Below are 18,871 nucleotides of genomic sequence, written 5' to 3' on the forward strand. Positions count from 1 at the left end.
GAGGTTATGAGGCGGCCTGATTACGAGGTCAGTACGCAAGAACTACTAGCTGCGGGCATTATTTTTGCCCAACAGCTGAGAAAATATGGCTGTGCGCTGGGGGATTTATGAGGGGATCCTTCAGTGCTTCGTTAATGACTAAAAAAAGAATAGAAATGCTAAATGCTGAGCGGATTGATAAAAATCAAGCATGACCGCACCAGCTGATAGAAGCTGGGTAAATAGTGTGGTTATTATGAGGCGAGTTAGTATTATCTATCTCTTTCAATCAAGTAGCTCGTTTTTCTGAGGATCATAGATAATGGTTCCAGGGATTGTTTCCAAAAAAACCATCATATATAAAATCTCATTTGTGAACTCTCTTTGCTCATCATCCGCAAATAAAACACGGACTCTTTTATCTACACCAGATAAACCCTCTACAGAGTTAGGAGGCAAGATCTCTGCGATTTCGCATGATGATTGTGCGACCAATTCTCCAGATTCAAAAAATACTCGAATCCACCAATCTCCCCAACGCAGGAGAAGGTTTTGAGATTCTTCCTCAAACGGATCATCTTCATATTCAATTGAGAAATTTTCGGTTTCCTTAAAGAAACTACTTAATTGCTCACTTAGCTTCTCAATGTTAAGTTGGCAGCTTCCATCGGTAATTAAGCCTAATAAGTTGAAAGACATTTACTTACTCCTAACGCAGTAGCCTGTTTCTCCAATATCAATTCTTCTTATGGAGCCTGATTCTTGATGGCGGAAAGCTGGGAGAAAGCTGGGGGAGAAAGCTGGGACACCCACCAAAATAAATAGGCAATTTTATACCAAGCCACCACAACAATTGCCAAATCTTATTTACTGATTAGCGACTAGATCATCTGCTGATGCTTCGTTAATGACTAAAAAAGAATAGAGATGCTAAATGCTGAGCGGATTGATAAAAATCAAGCATGACTGCACCAGCTGATAGAAGCTGGGTAAATAGTGTGGTTATTATGAGGCGAGTTAGTATTATCCAACCCCACTCAGTCGATTACATGCCGTTTGTCCTCGTGTCCAGCAGTGGCCAGCTCTAATGCTATGCGCAGTAAGATACTCCCAGCTGCCTGCGGCGCTGCCAAAACTTCGGCTAAAGTGACTGACCAGTTGCAACCAGCTATCTTGTTCAATACCCAGCTCATGTAATAACTTGGGTTCTTCGGCGGGAATATAGCCGCGCTTATCGTCTCGAATGGCTCGCCCTGTCCAGTCTACCAGTTGCAGGTATTCTTCAAAATAGAATGGAATTTCATGGGGTTGGCGAGTGTCGAATTGGCGCTCAAAGGGTAACAGTTCGGACTTCACAATCTGATCATTCTGCTTCACTTTATATTGCTGAATACGCTCATAAATCGAGGTGAATTCTTGCTCTTCAACACGCTGGCACATATCGGCGCGGATGGGGTTTAAATCAACGTAAGTCATACAGGTAAGTAAAGCTTTTTCATCCAGTAAGGCTTGGCTTTTAAAGCGCCCCTCCCAAAAATGCCCTTTGCAGCTGTCTTCTTGATTGGCCTTGCGCGCAATGTCTTCATTTAAACAGCGCATAAACCAGCTGATGTTTTTAAGGCGACTGCGCCATTCAGCAATTAATTCAGCCACTACCGCTTGCTCTGCACCTGTTTGCTCTTTTCCCATTAACCAATCATCTACCAGCATGGGCATGGCAAACAACTGCTGCCAACGAGCTGCGACTTCTGCATCCGATAAGTTACGGTTTTCAGCTAAATTAATGTGCAATATCAGATGGTAATGATTACTCATAATGGCGTAAGCGCAGACATCGATGGTGAAAATGCTCGCCAGTTGCTTTAGTTTATCCAACACCCACGGCTTGCGATGTTCGTAACTCTGCTGGGTGTAGTGATCGATGCCGCATAAAAAAGCACGGCGCACGCAACGGCTGATGACATGATAGTACGGAGTTGATTCAGGGCAGATCAACTGACCGCGAGGTAAAGTCATGGCCACATCCTGCTCAATAAGTGGTTTTTAAACTATGGCTCAGGATGTGAATTAGTGCAAAAAGTGATGGAAAAGTGATGGATGTCCTGATATCTCCTGAAGATGAACTGCACATTGCACCTCTTCTCAATCAAGAGTGCATGATGTGTGGTGTGAGGTTAGAGACCTCCGGCTACTCGATTATAGCAAAACAGGTTCGTCCCGCATTCTTTCCCATGTTTGTACCATAAGCTTCTTGGCGGGGCCCCAACGGTAACCACCAAGCGCACCACTCTGCTGTATTACCCGGTGGCAGGGAATAAGTAAAGCAACAGGATTTGCTCCAATGGCGTTACCAACCGCTCTTGCAGATTGGGGTGCATTGAGTGCTGTGGCTACCTGAGAATAGCTGGCCACTGCGGCCGGTGGTATTTTCAGCAGCGCCCGCCACACAGCGATCTGAAAATTCGTACCTTTCACATGGAGCGACAGCGGACCATGTTTGGCAGCTGTATCACTACCAAAAAACGCATCAATAACATAGCACGTAGATGTGATGCTCTCTACGATCGAACTGAATGGCCAAGCGTTACGCAAGTCATCCAGCAGCTCTTCAATGTCATTGAAGTCCATGAACTCTGCCCTACAAACACCACGCTGTGTTACAGCTACAAACATAGGTCCCAGTGGTGTAGGGTGCACACCGTATTCGATACGTAGCTGTTTGCCCTTATTTTTATACTCCCCCGGTGTCACTGCCTCCAGCTGTACAAAGTGATCATGCAACCTTGAACTGCCGCTTAAGCCAATCTCATGTGAAACATCGAGCAGGGAGCGGGATTTATCTAACAACTCCTTGCTGCGTTCCAATGTCAGGACCTGCAGAAACCGCTTTGGCGTAGTACCCGCCCAGCGACAAAACAACCTCTGAAAATGATACGGACTCAGATGCACATGGGCCGCGATCGCTTCTAGATCGGGCTGGGTAGTTGCACGATCTACCAAGTAAGCCATAGCGCTTGCGATTCGGTCATAGTCTGACATGGATCGGCCTCTCAAACACGATTGATGGATACACCGCCATCTACCAACATCGCAGAACCAGTTGTGAAACTGGATGCATCGGATGCTAAGTACAATGCGGATTGAGCAATTTCATCTGGTGTCGCCATACGTTTGAGAGCATGCAGGTTATGCACAAACGCCAATGCTTCTGGCGTATTAGCAAACTCACGCCCTGCTGGCGTATCAGTACCACCAGGTAGAAGGGCATTGACCCGGATATCCTGAGGTCCATGCTCTGACGCCAGCACTTGAGTCAAACCAATAAGGCCAGCCTTACTGGCTGCGTAGGCAGCCATGCCTGGCATACCTGCGGTGTAACCAACGAAGGTAGAGGTGAAAATTAATGAGCCTCCTTTTCGCGCAGCCATAGCCGGCAGTTGGTACTTTGCGCCCAAAAATGCGCTGGTTAAATTCGTCGCAATAACTTGATTCCAGTCCGTGAGTGACATCTCCGGAACAGGGCCCATAGCCCCCAGAATGGCAGCATTGTTAAAAGCAATATCCAAGCCACCAAAGTGGCTTACTGCCTTATCTACCAAAGCTTTGGCAAAAGTCTCATCACTAACGTCACCCGCAAGTGCAAGAGCCTGCCCACCTTCCGTATTGATTAAGTCCACCAGTTCATCAAGCTCCCTCTTCCGCCTTGCAGCCACCACAACGGCAGCACCTTCTTTGGCAAAAAGCTTCGCAGTTGCATAGCCAATACCGGTGCTGGCACCAGTAACAATAGCAACTTTGTTGGCCAATATGTTCATCGATTATTTCTCCTAGCTCTGCTGACAATTTAAAGGGTACATGCCCAAACAGATGTCATATTAGAAGGCGAAATGGTTACTGCCGACCCGAATCTTGCTGAATTTCAATTGCGCTATAACGCTCGTTAGAGCGCAACTCACTGCTAGCCATCAAACCTAACATTTAATTCATCGATAACTGTATTACCTTGAATGAGTTGAACTTGAATTTTGTTCACATCAGGTAAGTTTTGAAATGGTCCCGATGGGTCATATGACTTGTAATATAAACGAACCCGACAACCATCAGATTCAACTTTCTGAACGTCCATTCTCATATAACTGAATTCACCACTAATTTGCCAATCTAGTTCCTTTAATGCGTTAACAAAAGTACCTGTATCTAAGTCTAACTCTGCTTTTCGAACTAAAGATTTAACGAACTCATATGTTTCTGAAGCTTTCATTTTTCTTCTGCGCTATAGCGGTTCAATAACCGGCGCGCGCTTTTTACGCTCCCGACATGGGCATTAACTAATGAGGTGAGAGTCCTCTGTAGGAAGATTGTTGTGTTAATAACTTACTGTTATTTAAAGATAAATTATAGCGAATGGCAAGGGCTTTTCCGTGAGGAAAGGTCTGGTATCACTGAAGGACATTTGGATGACTATTCATTACGGAGGATGAACTGCCCATTGCACATCTTCTCAATCAAGAGTGCATGATGGGGGGCTGGAGATGACTAAAAAAAGAATAGAAATGCTAAATGCTGAGCGGATTGATAAAAATCAAGAATGACTGCACCTTCTGATAGAAGCTGGGTAAATAGTATGGTTATGCGGCGAGTTAGTATTATCCGAACCCACTCAGTCGATTACATGCCATTTGGCCTCGCGTCCAGCAGTGGCCAGCATTTCTGCTGTGCGCAGTCAGATGCTCCCAGCTGCCTGCGGCGCTGCCAAAACTTCGGCTAAAGTGACTGACCAGTTGCAGCCAGCTATCTTGCTCAATGCCCAGTTCGTGCAAAAGATTTGGTTGATTGGCGGGAATGTAGCCACGCTTATCATCACGAATGGCGCGTCCTGTCCAGTCTACTAATTGCAGGTACTCTTCAAAATAGAATGGAATTTCATGGGGTTGGCGAGTATCGAATTGGCGCTCAAAGGGTAACAGCTCGGACTTCACTGTTTTGTCATTCTGTTTCGCTTTATATTGCTGAACTCGCTCGTAAATCGAGGTGAATTCTTGATCTTTAACGCGCTGGCACATTTTGGCGCGGATGGGGTTTAAATCGACGTAAGTCATGCAAGTAAGCAGTGCTTTTTCATCAAGCAAGGCTTGGCTTTTAAAGCGGCCTTCCCAAAAATGCCCCTTGCAGCTATCTTCTTGATTGGCCTTGCGCGCAATATCTTCATTTAAACAGCGCATAAACCAGCTGATGTTTTTAAGGCGACTGCGCCATTCAGCAATTAATTCAGCCACTACCGCTTGCTCTGCACCTGTTTGCTCTTTTCCCATTAACCAATCATCTACCAGCATGGGCATGGCAAACAACTGCTGCCAACGAGCTGCGACTTCTGCATCCGATAAGTTACGGTTTTCAGCTAAATTAATGTGCAATATCAGATGGTAATGATTACTCATAATGGCGTAAGCGCAGACATCGATGGTGAAAATGCTCGCCAGTTGCTTTAGTTTATCCAACACCCACGGCTTGCGATGTTCGTAACTCTGCTGGGTGTAGTGATCGATGCCGCATAAAAAAGCACGGCGCACGCAACGGCTGATGACATGATAGTACGGAGTTGATTCAGGGCAGATCAACTGACCGCGAGGTAAAGTCATGGCCACATCCTGCTCAATAAGTGGTTTTTAAACTATGGCTCAGGATGTGAGTTAGCGCAAAAAGTGATGGATGTCCTGTTATTCTCCAAAAAGTGATGGATGTCCTGATATCTCCTCAATAGCATTAGAAGTAGATTAACGAAAAAGGCGAGATTCTATGAGCACTAATCTAGTAACAACTGAATGGTTAGAGAAAAACTTAAATCGCCAAGATTTAGTCGTCCTTGATGCGACAATGGGTAGTATTTCAGGCGATAACAGCGACCTCGATAATAGGGTTTATATTCCAACATCTCAGCATTTTAATATCAAACATGATTTCAGCAATAGCTGTTCAGACTTGCCATGTACACTGCCGACATATGATGTTTTTTGTCAAAAGGTTAGAAAGCTTGGAATTAGGAAAAATAGTCTAGTAGTCGTTTATGACGCCAAGGGCATCTATTCATCCCCTAGAGCTTGGTGGCTATTGACTCTGATGGGTCACAAAAATGTCTTTGTACTGGATGGCGGTCTGCCCAAGTGGGTACAAGAAAATAGGCCGGTTACGATATCAGCCTGTGAGTCGAAAAGTAATGTTAAATGGGAAGGGCATTTATTGAGCGAACTAGCAGTCGATAAAGACAAAGTTGCAATGGCACTTGGTGAGGCAAATATCGTTGATGCCAGAAGTCATGAGCGTTTTTTGGGGGCTGTACCAGAACCAAGAAGGGGCATTCGATCTGGTCATATTCCCAGCTCTAAAAATCTACCATTTGAACGCTTACTAAGTCGAGGTAATTATCTTCCGAAAGAAGTTTTACAAGCTCGGTTTGACGCATTAGGGATAAACATGAGCGCACCCACTTATTTTTATTGTGGCTCAGGAGTAACGGCATGTATTGTGCTGCTGGCAGCTCTTGAGGCAGGAATGAAACAGCTAGCTATTTACGATGGTTCTTGGTCTGAATGGGGGGCGGATCTTGGGTTGGGAATTGAAATTGGAGCGTAAGCAATGGGATGGACACAACTTCACTGATATCTCACACACTATTTGATATCAGTCGTTAGATTAGTGACGTTCTTATTATTACTTGATTACTGCCGATGCCTGTTAGCATAAGCATCCTTGCAGGCATCGGCGCGGTTTGAATACTTGAGAAAATAAGCTGTTCGAGCATTTTATCAAAGCTAAAGTGTTATGCGGTGAGTTAGTATTATCCAACCCCACTCAGTCGGTTACATGCCGTTTGTCCTCGTGTCCAGCAGTGGCCAGCTCTAATGCTATGCGCAGTCAGATGCTCCCAGATGCTCCCAGCTGCGCTGCCAAAACTTCGGCTAAAGAAAAAGAGGTGGATGTCCCGTTATTCCGTTCGTAACTCTGCTGGGTGTAGTGATCGATGCCGCATAAAAAAGCACGGCGCACGCAACGGCTGATGACATGATAGTACGGAGTTGATTCAGGGCAGATCAACTGACCGCGAGGTAAAGTCATGGCCACATCCTGCTCAATAAGTGGTTTTTAAACTATGGCTCAGGATGTGAGTTAGCGCAAAAAGTGATGGATGTCCTGTTATTCTCCGTTATTCTATTATTTCAGGCAAATTACTCTTCATATGTGATCGTTTCTACTCCTTGGGAGCCAACTTCTCTAGTGAAGACTAACTCTCCCTCCTCATCATATTTATACTCAACATATTCCGTTAGCTCCCCCTTATTTGACAGCCTAGTTTCCCTCACTAAGTCCCCAGAGCTATCCACTTCCTCTTCAATTATAAATTCCAACTCTCCATCATTAGAGCAAATATACCTTTTAGTTACGGAGCTTTTATCTATATTCTGATGACAAGATTTATCCCATATCTCTGCCCTACAGCTTTGATAATTTATTGAGTGTTGTTGCCTTATCGACTCTGCTGGCCAATGGGTGAAATAAATCACCGAAAATAGAGTGCTTGCAGATCTTATTTCACATTTCACTACTACATCAAGATCATCAAAATATGCAATTACCCCCCCCTGTTCACGAAATATTTCACTTGAGATTTCTGTGCTCAAGGCCATAGATTCAAAATATTTCGTATTCATTGTTGTTCTCTTAAAAGCTTAAAAATGGCCCAAGGTCATATTCGCTACCCTTTTTGATCAGGGAGATCTGAGTAGGCAACTTAAAGAAGTTGTCTTGTACAACTGTTTTCATACTCTTTGGCTGAATTGGGGCAAACATATTCTGGGTTAACTTACCTTTTCTAATCCCCTTGTTTATCTGTTTCACAAAAGCTGGAAAAGCTGGTAAGGAAAAGCTGGGACACCCACCAAAATAAATAGGCAATTTTATACCAAGCCACCACAACAATTGCCAAATCTTATTTACTGATTAGCGACTAGATCATCTGCTGATGCTTCGTTAATGACTAAAAAAGAATAGAGATGCTAAATGCTGAGCGGATTGATAAAAATCAAGCATGACTGCACCAGCTGATAGAAGCTGGGTAAATAGTGTGGTTATTATGAGGCGAGTTAGTATTATCCAACCCCACTCAGTCGATTACATGCCGTTTGTCCTCGTGTCCAGCAGTGGCCAGCTCTAATGCTATGCGCAGTCAGATGCTCCCAGCTGCTTGCGGCGCTGCCAAAACTTCGGCTAAAGAAAAAGAGGTGGATGTCCCGTTATTCCCATAGCAAACAGCTGCTGCCAACGCGCTGCAACTTCACTATCTGATAGATTGCGGTTTTCAGACAAATTAATATGCAATATCAAATGGTAATGATTGCTCATAATCGCGTAAGCACAGATATCTACGGTGAAAATACTGGCCAGTTGCTTAAGCTTTTCAAGCACCCAAGGCTTGCGGTGCTCGTAACTTTGTTTGGTGTAGTGATCGATGCCGCATAAAAAAGCACGGCGCACGCAACGGCTGATGACATGATAGTACGGAGTTGATTCAGGGCAGATCAACTGACCGCGAGGTAAAGTCATGGCCACATCCTGCTCAATAAGTGGTTTTTAAACTATGGCTCAGGATGTGAATTAGTGCAAAAAGTGATGGATGTCCTGATATCTGACAAGCTTCAAATTTAGGAGGGTGTCCTGTAAATTCCAACCAGCAACAAGAATCAAGAGCCAGAACAACTAATTACTGGCATTTTTATTGATTATATATAGTGATAAAATCACTAAATTACCACATAAAAAAGGAATTCAATTTTGCTAAAGAAAAGCATAGCACTTGCCTTAGCTAGTTTATCACTGCTTGGCGGGTGCTCAACACCATATCAAGAATCAGGCATTATGAGTCAAGGAATTGTGAAGCCAATAAACAAAGAGATCACTCTTATCCGGTTTTACACGAACCAACACACACCAGTTCAGCATGCTTCAAAATTTGCGATGTTTCGAAGTGCTAAATTTGCCAGCGAGAATAATAAGCCTTACTTTTACTGCTTCAAGAGCTTAACAGATGCAGCAAATAACCAACCATCCCCCAATGCGGCAATTGATATCAGTCCACTGTCTACATCAGGTGCGTGTTATGTCCAGCTATTAGACTCCTATAAAAATGGATCTATTGAAACAAACAAAGCTATTCAAGAAAGAGATGAATTCATGGAAGGAGAAAACCATGAAAATTAATATTATGGCTTGTGCACTGGCAGCCTTAATTGCAACAGGATGTTCAGCTCCATATGAACCAAAACAAGGTGAAGAAACGGCGCGAATTAAGCCCCTAACGTCACACCCCTATCATACTATTTGTAAAAATGAACAGGAAAATGAACTAATTGGGAAAAGCGAAGATGGTTTTTACACCATCCCAGCTGGCGAGAGAATTTCACTTAAATTCAAGTATTACGAAACCAATGGCGTTGCTAGTTACTCGTGCTGGCCATCGCTTAGCTTTGTGCCAAAATCTGGAATAGATTATTACTCATCAGTTAAGTTACGTGGTGGCGCTTGCTACATAGAACTCCTTAAGAGGGATGATAGCAGCGAGGTAGGCTTATCGAATGAGAAAACGGTTAAGCCAATGACTTGTAAAAAATGGAACACTGGCAATTAAAGAGCCTGTAAATAACTTTGTGTAACTGCAGCGCAATTCGGGGACAGGCACCACTTTGATAGCGGCTATGTTGCGGCCAGATTGCCGAACAGCAGGGGAAACACATAAACGCACTGAGTGATAAGTAGCGTTTTCTTAGACGAATATCTGCCGCTGGGGTGCGGCAGTTAAGCCATCAAAAGCTTTTGAAGGATGATTCCACGGCGTTTCGTATAATAAAAAGTGACTTGTCTGAGGAAAGTACTCGATTATTGTACGTTCATGCGTTCGACCTGTGCCAGCAGTGCTTTTAAATTGTTTGTTACCTTATTTATACCGCACCTTTGGCTCAGGCGAAGCCCTTTATCGCGGAATAATTTCCGCTCCTACCCTTGTTGTTGCAACCTTGCCAATACCTGATGCAATGATGGCGAAACGTGGTGACCAAGGGCAAGAATCTCCGCGTCTGGCTCGGTTAGGTCGGGAATTTGAAAAGTGATCATATTGGCTGATACTGCGGCGCGCACGCCGTTGTTGGAGTCTTCAAACGCCAAACAATGCTCGGGTGCGATGCCTAAGCGCTCGGCCGCGAGCAAGTAAATATCAGGGGCGGGTTTGCCATGCTCCACCTCACAGCCTGTGGTGAAATGGTCGAAGTAGTGATCAAGTCGAGCCAATTTTAGCTTAGTGCCTGCGACCTCTTTCTTGGTCGAGGTGGCGACCGCCGCGGGTATGTTATTGGCTTTAAGCCAGTCTAACAACTCAATCACCCCGTCTTTTACTGGGATGGCCTGATGCAACACAATGGCGTTATAGCGCTCACGCCAAGCTTGATGTACGGCGGGGTAGTTATCGCGATAGTAGTTACGCAAAATATGCTCAATGCCCGTTGCATTACGGCCGATGATGGAAAGGTAGATGGTTTTATCAAACGGTACTTGTACTTCATCGCAAGCTTGCTGAAATACCTGCATACACACCCGCTCGGTATCGAGTAGTAGACCATCCATGTCGAAAATTGCGGCTTTAAATTTCATTGGTTTACTCTCTTGGGAAGCGTTGCCGTTATTGTCACATATTCTAATGCATTGAGGTATGGCTAGGTAGAGGCCATGGCGTGAGCCATTTTCAGCGTTAATTGCACCGCTTAGCTATTTTTGGCAGCATGCTTGCCACACGGAGTTTTCTAACGGAGTTGTATTCATGCATTACCATATTCACGCTATTGATCCTAAAGCCCATTTATTTGCCGTTACCCTGACCATTGAAGCAGCTCAAGCGCAACAAGTGTTGTACTTACCCGCATGGCTACCGGGCAGTTATATGATCCGTGATTTTGCTAAAAACCTGATTGATATTCAGGTGCAAGACGCCAACCAACAGCCATTAGCCTTAACTCAGTTAGACAAGCAAACTTGGCGAGTGAATAATGACGCAGGGCAAATTCAGTTAACCTATCAAGTGTATGCGTGGGACTTATCGGTGCGCACCGCCCATTTAGACACCACTCACGGCTTTTTCAATGGCAGCAGTGTGTTTTTAGCCGCGAAGGGCTTAGAAGAAACTCCTCATAGCGTGACCATCGCTGCGCCAGCATTAAGCGAGCTGGCCGATTGGATAGTGGCGACCAGCATGACCCGCACCGCCGGCGAACAATTTGGCTTTGGCGAATTCAGTGCGCCTAATTACGATGACTTGATTGACCATCCGGTGGAAATGGGCGATCTCACCATCAACACCTTTATCGCCGCTGGCGTGCCACACGATGTGGTGTTAAGTGGTAAGCATCGCTGCAATATGGCGCGCCTATGCCAAGATTTAAAAGCCATTTGTGAATATCAAATAAACTTGTTTGGCACGCCCGCGCCGTTTGCACGCTATGTATTTATGACCACGGTATTGGGCAATGGTTTTGGCGGCTTAGAGCATAAAGCCTCAACGGCCTTGATGTGTTCACGGGGTGATTTACCCACCGCGAGCGATCTTAATGCGCCGGTGGAAAAAGGCTACCGTACTTATTTATCCCTGTGTAGCCATGAGTATTTTCACAGTTGGAATGTCAAACGGATCAAGCCTGCGGAGTTCACCCCGTTTGATTTGTCGCAAGAGGCTTACACCCAACAATTATGGGCCTACGAAGGCATTACTTCTTACTATGATGACTTTATTACCTATCGCTCGGGCTGTGTCGATCAAAGCCAATATTTGACCATGCTCAGTGAAATTGCCACTCGCGTTTATCGCGGCAAAGGCCGCTTTAAACAAAGCCTGAACGACTCGAGCTTTAACGCGTGGACTAAGTTTTATAAACAAGATGAAAACGCCGCCAACGCCATTGTTAGTTATTACACCAAGGGCTCGCTGTTTGCGCTGTTTTTAGACCTGACCCTGCGCACCGAAAGCCAAGGCCAATACAGCCTAGACGACGTGATGCGCCAACTGTGGCAAGACTACGGCTTAACCGGCAAGGGCACGGATGTGACCAGCCATCAACGCATTGTTGAGGGCTTATTAAATCGCAACTGCGACGACATCTTTACATATCTGAGTAACACCGATGATTTACCCCTTGCAGATTTGTTCGCCAAAGTGGGCATCAAGATGGAACTGCGCAGCAGTAAAGGCAGCACAGATCAAGGCGGCGCAGGGGTAGAAGGTGACAAAATTGGCTTTGGCGCTCGCACCAAGGCTGAAGGTTTTGGTTTGCGGGTATTAACCGTGAGTCAGGGTAGCCCAGCGCATCAAGCCGGTTTAAGCGCGGGCGACTTATTAATTGCCGCCGATAACCTACAAGTAAACGCACAATTTGAACAACAGCTGCAAAGCTACTCAGTGGGCGCCGTGATCAAGCTACATTGGTTCCGCCGTGATGAATTAATGCAAGGTGAATTGCGGGTGACAGAAGCGGTTAAAGACACCGTGAGCTTAAGTATTAGTGACGCCGAATTAAGCAAACTGTGGTTGTTGTAACCGGTTGTTGTATAAGTGTTGTGGGAGCTGAGCTTGCTCAGCGAAAAAAATAACTATTCCCTGAGCAAGCTCAGGTCCCACAAAAAACACAGGCCGTGCAGCTTAACGGCATGTTGATGTACGGTGTGCCGCTATTTGTGGGGATGTCGTTTATTGCTAATCAGCCATTTGCGTAAGGTTTACCTACGCCAGCGCCGCCATTCACTTAGATTTTTGGTTATTCATTGGCCAAGTGTTTGGGTTGATAACTTGGTTTATCAATGAAAAGCGCTTTTTAAAGAAACTAAAAACCGCGAAAGTCATTAAAAGGTGCGTGGGACAGGCATCTTTTCTAACCGAGCAATTAAGAGACTGTCCCGCTCTTTCGTTCTTTAGTCCATGCGTTAAGGGTTGGAGCCGAAGTCATTCGGCGATATTGATAGTATTAAACATAGTAACCATTTGTTTTTTAATTACTTTAATGGTTCCTGTCCAATCATTTTTTACCCCGATTTTCTAAATAGGCTTAGGTTGTGATGCTACTTCACCTAATTTTATTTATTAGCTATAGCTACATTTATATAGCAGGGTAATTTAACATTACAGAGTAAGCTTTTCGGGGTTTAATTTCTTTCACAAGCTTCTATTTTGTCCATGTTATTAATCATAATACGGGCTATCTTATTTTTCGCCTGAGGGTCTGATGTAATCGTTTTTTGTAGCTCTAATGGCGTTGCCTCTACAATTACGTCAGTTTTACAAGCACAAATTTCTTTGGCGTTAGGGTACTTAATCTCGCAGCTCATTTGCATTGCCATTCTAAACGTTTCGTCGTGTGTCTTTTCACTGGCTTCATGCTCCACTGTTTTTTCCGTAGAACTACAGGCTCCTAATAACAAAGTGAAAGCTAAAACTACAAAAACTTTCATTAATACATTCTCCTAGATAATATGAAAAAATTAACTGATTTCAGCAAGGCGTAGGGAAGATAAAATACCTTTCCTATGCCTTGCTGGTACAGTATCGCGGAGTAATTTACCAGAACTAGTGACCATATGGTCGAATAAATGAGACATCTTTTTCTAAGCGAGCAATTGACAGGGTGGCTGTGCCGCTCTTATGCGTATATTTTCTGTTTTTTACGCGTTCTTGTTTTGAGCTTAGTGGTTAAAATATTTATCTGGATTATCATATATGATAACGATGAGTGGTAAACGAATGACTTGGAAAGTGGATTTTTATGATGGTGTAGAGGATGAAATTTTGTCAATGCCACCAAAAATCCAAGCTTGAATGATTAAACTCTTAGAGCTTATAGGTCGAGGCTTGTTTTGTTATCTAAAAGGCCAGCATGTGTATGTGTTAAGAGCTTTGCAGAAAAAAGAGAGCGAGGTTGCTCGTGGCAATCCTAGTTTTAAAACCTTGGTGAACTATGCTCATGCGTGCGGTTTCAAACTCGATTTAGGATTTAAACATGCTTAGTGGTACGTTATTTTAACGCACTGGCTGGTTACTAATGTTAAATTCCGCATCGTTTTCCAAGTGCAAAAAGCCGCTTTAATCCGGCTTACTTGTTGTAGTACCACTTGCCATTAAAATAAAGCAATCTTGTTCGCTGCTCGTTAAAAGAGCCAGGCAGGTCTCTTTGCCTAGCATCTTCGCGGTTTACCTTTAATTCCCTAATTCGGTCTATTCTGTCACCTGCTTGAGCAGGGTTTCAAGGGTAATACTCCCTGCTCGGTGCTCGATGCTATCGTTTTTATTAAAGGCGATATGGCCAGAGTTCAGCCCCTTGGTCATTTCGATAAAGCCAGCCAGTGCCGCGGGTGAAAACCCTTGCCCTGACATGGCTTGTTGCCAATGACTTTCAGGTATGGCGACCGCAGTTATTGGTTTATCAAGCTGTGCGGCCAAGTGATGCGCAACATCATGGGGTGAATAATCGGCGGGGCCGGTCAAATTGATCGCTCTTGTTCCCTGCCAATTCTCGCAAAGTACTTGGGCGGCAATTTCGCCGATGTCTTGGCTTGCGATCATCGGAATTTTACGTTCAAGAGGTGCAAGAAAGCTGGCTAACTCGCCTAGCGCTCTGGCTGGTGAGATTAATGGCTGCCAGTTTTCCATAAAATAAGCCGCACGTAAAAAAGCAACGTTTAAACCGGTTTGACTTAAGCGTTGCTCTAGCACTCTGTTCATGGCTATCCAACCTGTGCTTGATGCCTGCTCAGCTCCCACTGATGATAACGCCACCATTTTAGGCAATTTTGCCGCAATGGCAGCCTCGGCAATGGCATTCGCCATGACTTCTGCTTGCGTAAATAAATCAGCTCGCGTGTATTGCTGAGGGCTGATGATATAGGCGGCTGTTACACCTGACAGTGCATTAGCCAGCGTCGCCGAATTGCTTAAATCGGCAACGGCTACTTCTGCCCCTTGTTGTTGCCAATATGCCCCTTTCGTTGCATCGCGTACCACCACGCGCACCTGTTTGCCTGCTGTTATTAAGGCTTGAGCGGTGGCGGCTCCTGTACGACCACTCACCCCTGTCACTGCATATAGCTCTGCTTTAGTCATTATTTTCTCCCGTTATTTGACGCCGTTATAGAATCAATAACGCTGATCTTATAGACTGCAAAAACATAATAAAAATGCATGTTTGTAATGCTGAGTATGCTTAAAATGGATTTAAATGGGGTTGACCTTAACCTACTCAAGTTATTAGGCGCACTTTTAACTGCGCGTAGTGTCACGGTAGCAGGGCAAATGGTGGGCTTGAGCCAGCCGGCGGCGAGTCGAGGGTTGGCGCGGTTACGTCAGCTATTCAATGACCAATTATTAGTACGCAGTGCTCAAGGTTGGGAGTTAACGCCGCGCGCCGAGGCATTGTCGGGGTCAGTCGCGAGGCTGCTCGAAGACGCAACAGCCATTGTCGCGCCAGCTACGTTTGAGCCGAGCACGGCGCAGTGTCGGTTTACGATTGGCACCGCGGATCATTTAGCCGCGCTATTGATGCCTAAGTTACTGTCTAAATTGGCCAATCATGCGCCGGGGGTTGATTTATTAATCCCTGTCATGGCGGGTAACAATATTAACTTGGTTGCAGACGGCGGCGCAGATTTTGCTATTGGCGTTTATGATGATTTACCGGCAAGATTTTATCAACGCAGGCTGTTCAATGAAGACTTTGTCTGCCTTGTTCGCCGCGATCATCCGGTACTGGCTAAGCCCTTTACCTTGGCGCAATTTGCTTCATTGTCACATATCTCAGTGAGTATCACGGGGATGGGCAATAGTGCAGTCGATGAAGCCCTAGCTAAGCAGGGCCTGAAACGAAGAGTAGCGGTGCGGTTGCCGCACTTTTTAGCAGCGCCCATGTTAGTGGCTGAAACGGACATGGTGTTAACACTACCAAGACGGTTAGCGCAGCAAATTGCCAGTATGCTCCCTGTTGCAGTGCTGGCGCACCCTCTCAACATTGACTCTTTTACTCCTTCAATTATCTGGCATGGCAGGCAACACGACAATCCTGCGCATATTTGGCTACGAAACTTAATGGTAGAAATAGCCGAAGAGTTGTAATGAGGGTGAGAGTTGATTTTTTTCCTTAATAAAAACGGGCAATGTATTTCTTTTAGCTAGTCTGTAACGAACGGAGAGCGCCATGTCACCCATCCCGCAATCTAAAGATGAACTACTGTTTGCCATTAACGTTACCTTTACCAAGTTGATGCAAGATTATCGTGCTATTCCCACTAGCATTGCCCGCGAGCGCGGCGTGGAAGGCAATATTAAAGGTACGCAAATCAGTGTTTGCGACACAGTGGCTTACCTAATTGGTTGGGGCCAGTTAGTGTTGAAATGGCAGCGTTTGAAGTCGCAAGGGCTACCCGTTGATTTTCCGGAAACGGGTTATAAATGGAACCAGCTTGGCTTATTAGCAGAGCATTTTCATCAAGAATACCGCGATTGGCAGTACGATGATTTACTCAATCAGCTTGAATCCACAGTGGCTGATGTCGTTGACTTGATTTCAAGCTTAAATAATACCGAGCTTTATGAAAAACCTTGGTATAACCAATGGACATTGGGTCGGATGATCCAATTCAATACCTCATCACCAATGAAAAACATACGCACTAAGGTAAGGCGTTTTAATAAAGCGAAACAGTGACCTCTCTAGTCAAAAGCAATTGCCTGTGCCAGCTGAGCGTACTTGTACGATAAGCTCTCGCTGACTATGCCTACTGGGGCTCGCCCACCCTTAGCTGGCGACGGATACTTTTTATGGCTTAACCCTCTATTCCAAACTAGTCGTTCAGTGGCCAGCCTATAACACTGAGATTTGCTTTTACGTTCGTTTAGCTTGTAGGTGAATACTTTTGCTTATTAGATAATGACTGCCATACTTGCGTAAGAGGTGGTCTATGAAACCGAATTGTCGTTATTATTTGTTGTTTATACTGATCATTAGCAGCGGCCACTCTTACTCAGAAACGGTAAAAATAGGCTATTTTATTCTTCCCCCGCATATGGACGTCGGTTCCAAAGGTGAGGCGCAAGGCGCTTCAGTAAGCTATGTCGACGTAATATTTAAGCAAATGGGCTACGATGTCGAATGGGTAGGCCCGATGCCATATATGCGTTTGATGAATAAAATCGAAAAGGGTGAAATTGATGTTCTGCCCTTGATGCAAGAGTCTGAAAAGGAACCCCATTTTTATTTCCCTGACCATCCTTACTACCGCCCTCAGTCAGTGTTTATTATGAAAAAATCTCACCCTTTAGCCGAGATACGGTCTGTTGACGATATTCGAAACCTAAAAATTGGCTTTATCGCGGGCGTTGAGCCGTCACCGTTTATCCAAGCTCACCTGCAAGAGCTATCGATAGAGTACTTGCCACAACAAAACTGGCTTGAACTGAATTTGATGAAGTTACAACGGAGCCGAATTGACGCAATTTATGACTTAAATCAGATTTCAGCGTTATTACAAGCCAGAAAAATGGGTATGGAGGACGATTTAAAAATATTGAGCTTGCCTGAGCCTGTTGGTGAAATGTTTATCGGAATTTCAAAGAAATCTGCTTTAAGTAAAAGGATAATCAAAGATTACAACCGCTTACATGACAACTTCAAGGTTGAGTATGAAGATCTTTTGGCAGATGAGCTGCATCGATAATGATTCATTTAGGTTTAAAAAGCCCGATTTCAGATAATAAGTGCGACATTCATGGAAAGGCGTAGAAGAGGAAGCCAACTGCTGAAAGTGGTACGCTCTTCTCGCCAAAGAAACAAGCAGTACTACCATGAATTATCAGCAGTTGACCGAAGACAGAAGATACCAGATTTCTGCTCTTTTGGAACGGGGTGTTTCGGTTTCTGAAATAGCTAAAGCTGTTCAGTGCCATCGCTCTACGGTGTATCGAGAGCTTAAACGAGGATGCAACAATAATCGCTATTGTCCAAGTGAGGCCCACGCGTTATCTATCAAAAAGCGTACTTGCGCACGTAAATACCGTATACCACAAGAACGCGTTGATTTTATCCGTCTTCTTTTAGAAGCAGATTGGAGTCCAGAGCAGATTGCCAATGTATTAACGAATGTAGGTGCAGCCGTTAGTCATGAGTGGATTTACCGTTTTGTCGCTCAGGACAAGCGCTTGGGCGGTAAGTTATATCGTCATTTGAGGCAAGGCCACAAGCGGTATCGTCGTGGTAAAAAAGAGAAAGCGCCAGCAATAAAGAATGCTGTTTCGATTGATGACAGGCCGAGTATCGTTGACAGTAAAGAGCGGTTTGGTGACTGGGAAATCGACACGGTGTTAGGCAAGCATGGCATCGGGGCTATGGTGACGATTTTAGAGCGTAAAACCCGGTTTTACTTGGTAAAGAAAGTGCCATCTAAGTCAGCAGATGATGTAACCAAAGCAACCATTGAGCTACTCATGCCTCATAAAAAACATGTCCATACTATCACTGCAGATAACGGGCGAGAGTTTGCAGCTCATGAAACCATCGCAAAAGCGTTAGAAGCTGATGTGTACTTTGCTCACCCTTATAGTTCTTGGGAGCGTGGCGCTAACGAGAATGCGAACGGGCTTTTAAGGCAGTATGTAAAGAAAGGAACCGACTTAACAACAGTGACGGACATCGATATCGAGTTCGCTTTATCGCGGATAAATTATCGACCAAGAAAATGTTTAGGCTTCAAGCAGCCAGCCGTTGTATTTGAAGCAATGGCCTTTGCTGCTTGATATTGGAGAATATCGCACTTCGCAGTTGAA

Annotated in this window: 20 protein-coding genes; 8 read left to right on the forward strand and 12 right to left on the reverse strand. The window is 44.8% G+C overall.

Annotated features, from left to right (window positions below; all coding sequences use genetic code 11):
- Positions 1-264: 264 nt before the first annotated feature.
- From K6Y31_RS16460 to K6Y31_RS16485, 6 genes are all read right to left on the reverse strand, one after another.
- The gene (locus K6Y31_RS16460) at positions 265-678 is read right to left on the reverse strand and encodes a hypothetical protein (protein WP_233054030.1); all 414 of its coding nucleotides are present in this window, start codon (positions 676-678) and stop codon (positions 265-267) included.
- 324 nt (positions 679-1,002) lie between these two features.
- The gene (locus K6Y31_RS16465) at positions 1,003-1,995 is read right to left on the reverse strand and encodes a transposase (protein ID WP_233054031.1); all 993 of its coding nucleotides are present in this window, start codon (positions 1,993-1,995) and stop codon (positions 1,003-1,005) included.
- Positions 1,996-2,175: 180 nt separating this feature from the next.
- On the reverse strand, positions 2,176-3,018 hold the full coding sequence (locus K6Y31_RS16470; protein ID WP_233054032.1) for a bifunctional transcriptional activator/DNA repair enzyme AdaA: 843 nt from the start codon (positions 3,016-3,018) through the stop codon (positions 2,176-2,178).
- A gap of 11 nt (positions 3,019-3,029) precedes the next feature.
- Positions 3,030-3,794: an SDR family oxidoreductase gene (locus K6Y31_RS16475; protein WP_233054033.1), complete on the reverse strand. Its 765-nt coding sequence runs from the start codon at positions 3,792-3,794 to the stop codon at positions 3,030-3,032.
- Positions 3,795-3,937: 143 nt separating this feature from the next.
- Complete coding sequence (locus K6Y31_RS16480) at positions 3,938-4,240, reverse strand: hypothetical protein (RefSeq protein ID WP_233054034.1); 303 nt, start codon at positions 4,238-4,240, stop codon at positions 3,938-3,940.
- Positions 4,241-4,625: 385 nt separating this feature from the next.
- On the reverse strand, positions 4,626-5,618 hold the full coding sequence (locus tag K6Y31_RS16485) for a transposase (RefSeq protein WP_233054035.1): 993 nt from the start codon (positions 5,616-5,618) through the stop codon (positions 4,626-4,628).
- A gap of 157 nt (positions 5,619-5,775) precedes the next feature.
- On the opposite strand from K6Y31_RS16485, the gene K6Y31_RS16490 reads away from it, so the two are divergent.
- On the forward strand, positions 5,776-6,609 hold the full coding sequence (locus K6Y31_RS16490; RefSeq protein WP_233054036.1) for a sulfurtransferase: 834 nt from the start codon (positions 5,776-5,778) through the stop codon (positions 6,607-6,609).
- Between the two features lie 282 nt (positions 6,610-6,891).
- On the opposite strand, the gene K6Y31_RS22520 is transcribed toward K6Y31_RS16490, so the two are convergent.
- From K6Y31_RS22520 to K6Y31_RS16505, 3 genes are all read right to left on the reverse strand, one after another.
- Positions 6,892-7,092 (reverse strand): hypothetical protein, encoded by a 201-nt coding sequence (locus K6Y31_RS22520; RefSeq protein WP_427901910.1) that lies wholly within the window; start codon positions 7,090-7,092, stop codon positions 6,892-6,894.
- 110 nt (positions 7,093-7,202) lie between these two features.
- On the reverse strand, positions 7,203-7,685 hold the full coding sequence (locus tag K6Y31_RS16500; RefSeq protein ID WP_233054037.1) for a hypothetical protein: 483 nt from the start codon (positions 7,683-7,685) through the stop codon (positions 7,203-7,205).
- A 556-nt stretch (positions 7,686-8,241) separates the two neighbouring features.
- Positions 8,242-8,577, reverse strand: coding sequence for a transposase (locus tag K6Y31_RS16505; protein WP_233054038.1), 336 nt, complete (start codon positions 8,575-8,577; stop codon positions 8,242-8,244).
- Between the two features lie 228 nt (positions 8,578-8,805).
- Here K6Y31_RS16505 and K6Y31_RS16510 point away from each other — a divergent pair, with 228 nt between their 5' ends.
- The gene (locus tag K6Y31_RS16510; protein ID WP_233054039.1) at positions 8,806-9,231 is read left to right on the forward strand and encodes a hypothetical protein; all 426 of its coding nucleotides are present in this window, start codon (positions 8,806-8,808) and stop codon (positions 9,229-9,231) included.
- Complete coding sequence (locus K6Y31_RS16515) at positions 9,221-9,658, forward strand: hypothetical protein (protein WP_233054040.1); 438 nt, start codon at positions 9,221-9,223, stop codon at positions 9,656-9,658. The genes K6Y31_RS16510 and K6Y31_RS16515 overlap by 11 nt, the downstream gene beginning before the upstream one ends.
- 365 nt (positions 9,659-10,023) lie before the next feature.
- On the opposite strand, the gene K6Y31_RS16520 is transcribed toward K6Y31_RS16515, so the two are convergent.
- Positions 10,024-10,674: an HAD family hydrolase gene (locus K6Y31_RS16520; RefSeq protein WP_233054041.1), complete on the reverse strand. Its 651-nt coding sequence runs from the start codon at positions 10,672-10,674 to the stop codon at positions 10,024-10,026.
- Positions 10,675-10,840: 166 nt separating this feature from the next.
- On the opposite strand from K6Y31_RS16520, the gene K6Y31_RS16525 reads away from it, so the two are divergent.
- A complete protein-coding gene (locus tag K6Y31_RS16525) occupies positions 10,841-12,607 on the forward strand; it encodes a M61 family metallopeptidase (RefSeq protein ID WP_233054042.1) in 1,767 nt (588 codons plus the stop codon).
- Positions 12,608-13,209: 602 nt separating this feature from the next.
- Here the strand turns inward: K6Y31_RS16525 and K6Y31_RS16530 are convergent.
- Positions 13,210-13,515, reverse strand: a complete 306-nt coding sequence (locus K6Y31_RS16530; RefSeq protein WP_233054043.1) for a hypothetical protein — start codon at positions 13,513-13,515, stop codon at positions 13,210-13,212.
- 760 nt (positions 13,516-14,275) lie between these two features.
- Positions 14,276-15,160 carry an NmrA family NAD(P)-binding protein gene (locus tag K6Y31_RS16535; protein ID WP_233054044.1) on the reverse strand — a complete coding sequence of 295 codons (885 nt, stop codon included), beginning with the start codon at positions 15,158-15,160 and terminating at the stop codon, positions 14,276-14,278.
- A 105-nt stretch (positions 15,161-15,265) separates the two neighbouring features.
- Here K6Y31_RS16535 and K6Y31_RS16540 point away from each other — a divergent pair, with 105 nt between their 5' ends.
- From K6Y31_RS16540 to K6Y31_RS16555, 4 genes are all read left to right on the forward strand, one after another.
- Positions 15,266-16,165 (forward strand): LysR family transcriptional regulator, encoded by a 900-nt coding sequence (locus K6Y31_RS16540; protein ID WP_233054045.1) that lies wholly within the window; start codon positions 15,266-15,268, stop codon positions 16,163-16,165.
- An 82-nt stretch (positions 16,166-16,247) separates the two neighbouring features.
- The gene (locus K6Y31_RS16545; RefSeq protein ID WP_233054046.1) at positions 16,248-16,757 is read left to right on the forward strand and encodes a ClbS/DfsB family four-helix bundle protein; all 510 of its coding nucleotides are present in this window, start codon (positions 16,248-16,250) and stop codon (positions 16,755-16,757) included.
- 253 nt (positions 16,758-17,010) lie between these two features.
- Positions 17,011-17,766, forward strand: coding sequence for a substrate-binding periplasmic protein (locus K6Y31_RS16550; protein ID WP_233054047.1), 756 nt, complete (start codon positions 17,011-17,013; stop codon positions 17,764-17,766).
- Between the two features lie 127 nt (positions 17,767-17,893).
- A complete protein-coding gene (locus K6Y31_RS16555; RefSeq protein ID WP_233054048.1) occupies positions 17,894-18,841 on the forward strand; it encodes an IS30 family transposase in 948 nt (315 codons plus the stop codon).
- The last annotated feature ends 30 nt before the right edge of the window (positions 18,842-18,871 follow it).

It is taken from the genome of Motilimonas cestriensis (assembly GCF_021295315.1).
GTDB lineage: Bacteria > Pseudomonadota > Gammaproteobacteria > Enterobacterales > CBDFNC01 > Motilimonas > Motilimonas cestriensis.

Excerpts from the sequence above, each read along its gene's own strand:
- K6Y31_RS16520 (WP_233054041.1), bottom strand. The coding sequence starts at position 10,674 with ATGAAATTTAAAGCCGCAATTTTCGACATGGATGGTCTACTACTCGAT.
- K6Y31_RS16490 (WP_233054036.1), top strand. The coding sequence starts at position 5,776 with ATGAGCACTAATCTAGTAACAACTGAATGGTTAGAGAAAAACTTAAAT.
- K6Y31_RS22520 (WP_427901910.1), bottom strand. The coding sequence starts at position 7,092 with ATGACTTTACCTCGCGGTCAGTTGATCTGCCCTGAATCAACTCCGTAC.
- K6Y31_RS16475 (WP_233054033.1), bottom strand. The coding sequence starts at position 3,794 with ATGAACATATTGGCCAACAAAGTTGCTATTGTTACTGGTGCCAGCACC.
- K6Y31_RS16465 (WP_233054031.1), bottom strand. The coding sequence starts at position 1,995 with ATGACTTTACCTCGCGGTCAGTTGATCTGCCCTGAATCAACTCCGTAC.
- K6Y31_RS16545 (WP_233054046.1), top strand. The coding sequence starts at position 16,248 with ATGTCACCCATCCCGCAATCTAAAGATGAACTACTGTTTGCCATTAAC.
- K6Y31_RS16525 (WP_233054042.1), top strand. The coding sequence starts at position 10,841 with ATGCATTACCATATTCACGCTATTGATCCTAAAGCCCATTTATTTGCC.
- K6Y31_RS16460 (WP_233054030.1), bottom strand. The coding sequence starts at position 678 with ATGTCTTTCAACTTATTAGGCTTAATTACCGATGGAAGCTGCCAACTT.
- K6Y31_RS16500 (WP_233054037.1), bottom strand. The coding sequence starts at position 7,685 with ATGAATACGAAATATTTTGAATCTATGGCCTTGAGCACAGAAATCTCA.
- K6Y31_RS16480 (WP_233054034.1), bottom strand. The coding sequence starts at position 4,240 with ATGAAAGCTTCAGAAACATATGAGTTCGTTAAATCTTTAGTTCGAAAA.
- K6Y31_RS16535 (WP_233054044.1), bottom strand. The coding sequence starts at position 15,160 with ATGACTAAAGCAGAGCTATATGCAGTGACAGGGGTGAGTGGTCGTACA.
- K6Y31_RS16540 (WP_233054045.1), top strand. The coding sequence starts at position 15,266 with ATGGATTTAAATGGGGTTGACCTTAACCTACTCAAGTTATTAGGCGCA.
- K6Y31_RS16470 (WP_233054032.1), bottom strand. The coding sequence starts at position 3,018 with ATGTCAGACTATGACCGAATCGCAAGCGCTATGGCTTACTTGGTAGAT.
- K6Y31_RS16505 (WP_233054038.1), bottom strand. The coding sequence starts at position 8,577 with ATGACTTTACCTCGCGGTCAGTTGATCTGCCCTGAATCAACTCCGTAC.
- K6Y31_RS16515 (WP_233054040.1), top strand. The coding sequence starts at position 9,221 with ATGAAAATTAATATTATGGCTTGTGCACTGGCAGCCTTAATTGCAACA.
- K6Y31_RS16485 (WP_233054035.1), bottom strand. The coding sequence starts at position 5,618 with ATGACTTTACCTCGCGGTCAGTTGATCTGCCCTGAATCAACTCCGTAC.
- K6Y31_RS16530 (WP_233054043.1), bottom strand. The coding sequence starts at position 13,515 with ATGAAAGTTTTTGTAGTTTTAGCTTTCACTTTGTTATTAGGAGCCTGT.
- K6Y31_RS16550 (WP_233054047.1), top strand. The coding sequence starts at position 17,011 with ATGAAACCGAATTGTCGTTATTATTTGTTGTTTATACTGATCATTAGC.
- K6Y31_RS16555 (WP_233054048.1), top strand. The coding sequence starts at position 17,894 with ATGAATTATCAGCAGTTGACCGAAGACAGAAGATACCAGATTTCTGCT.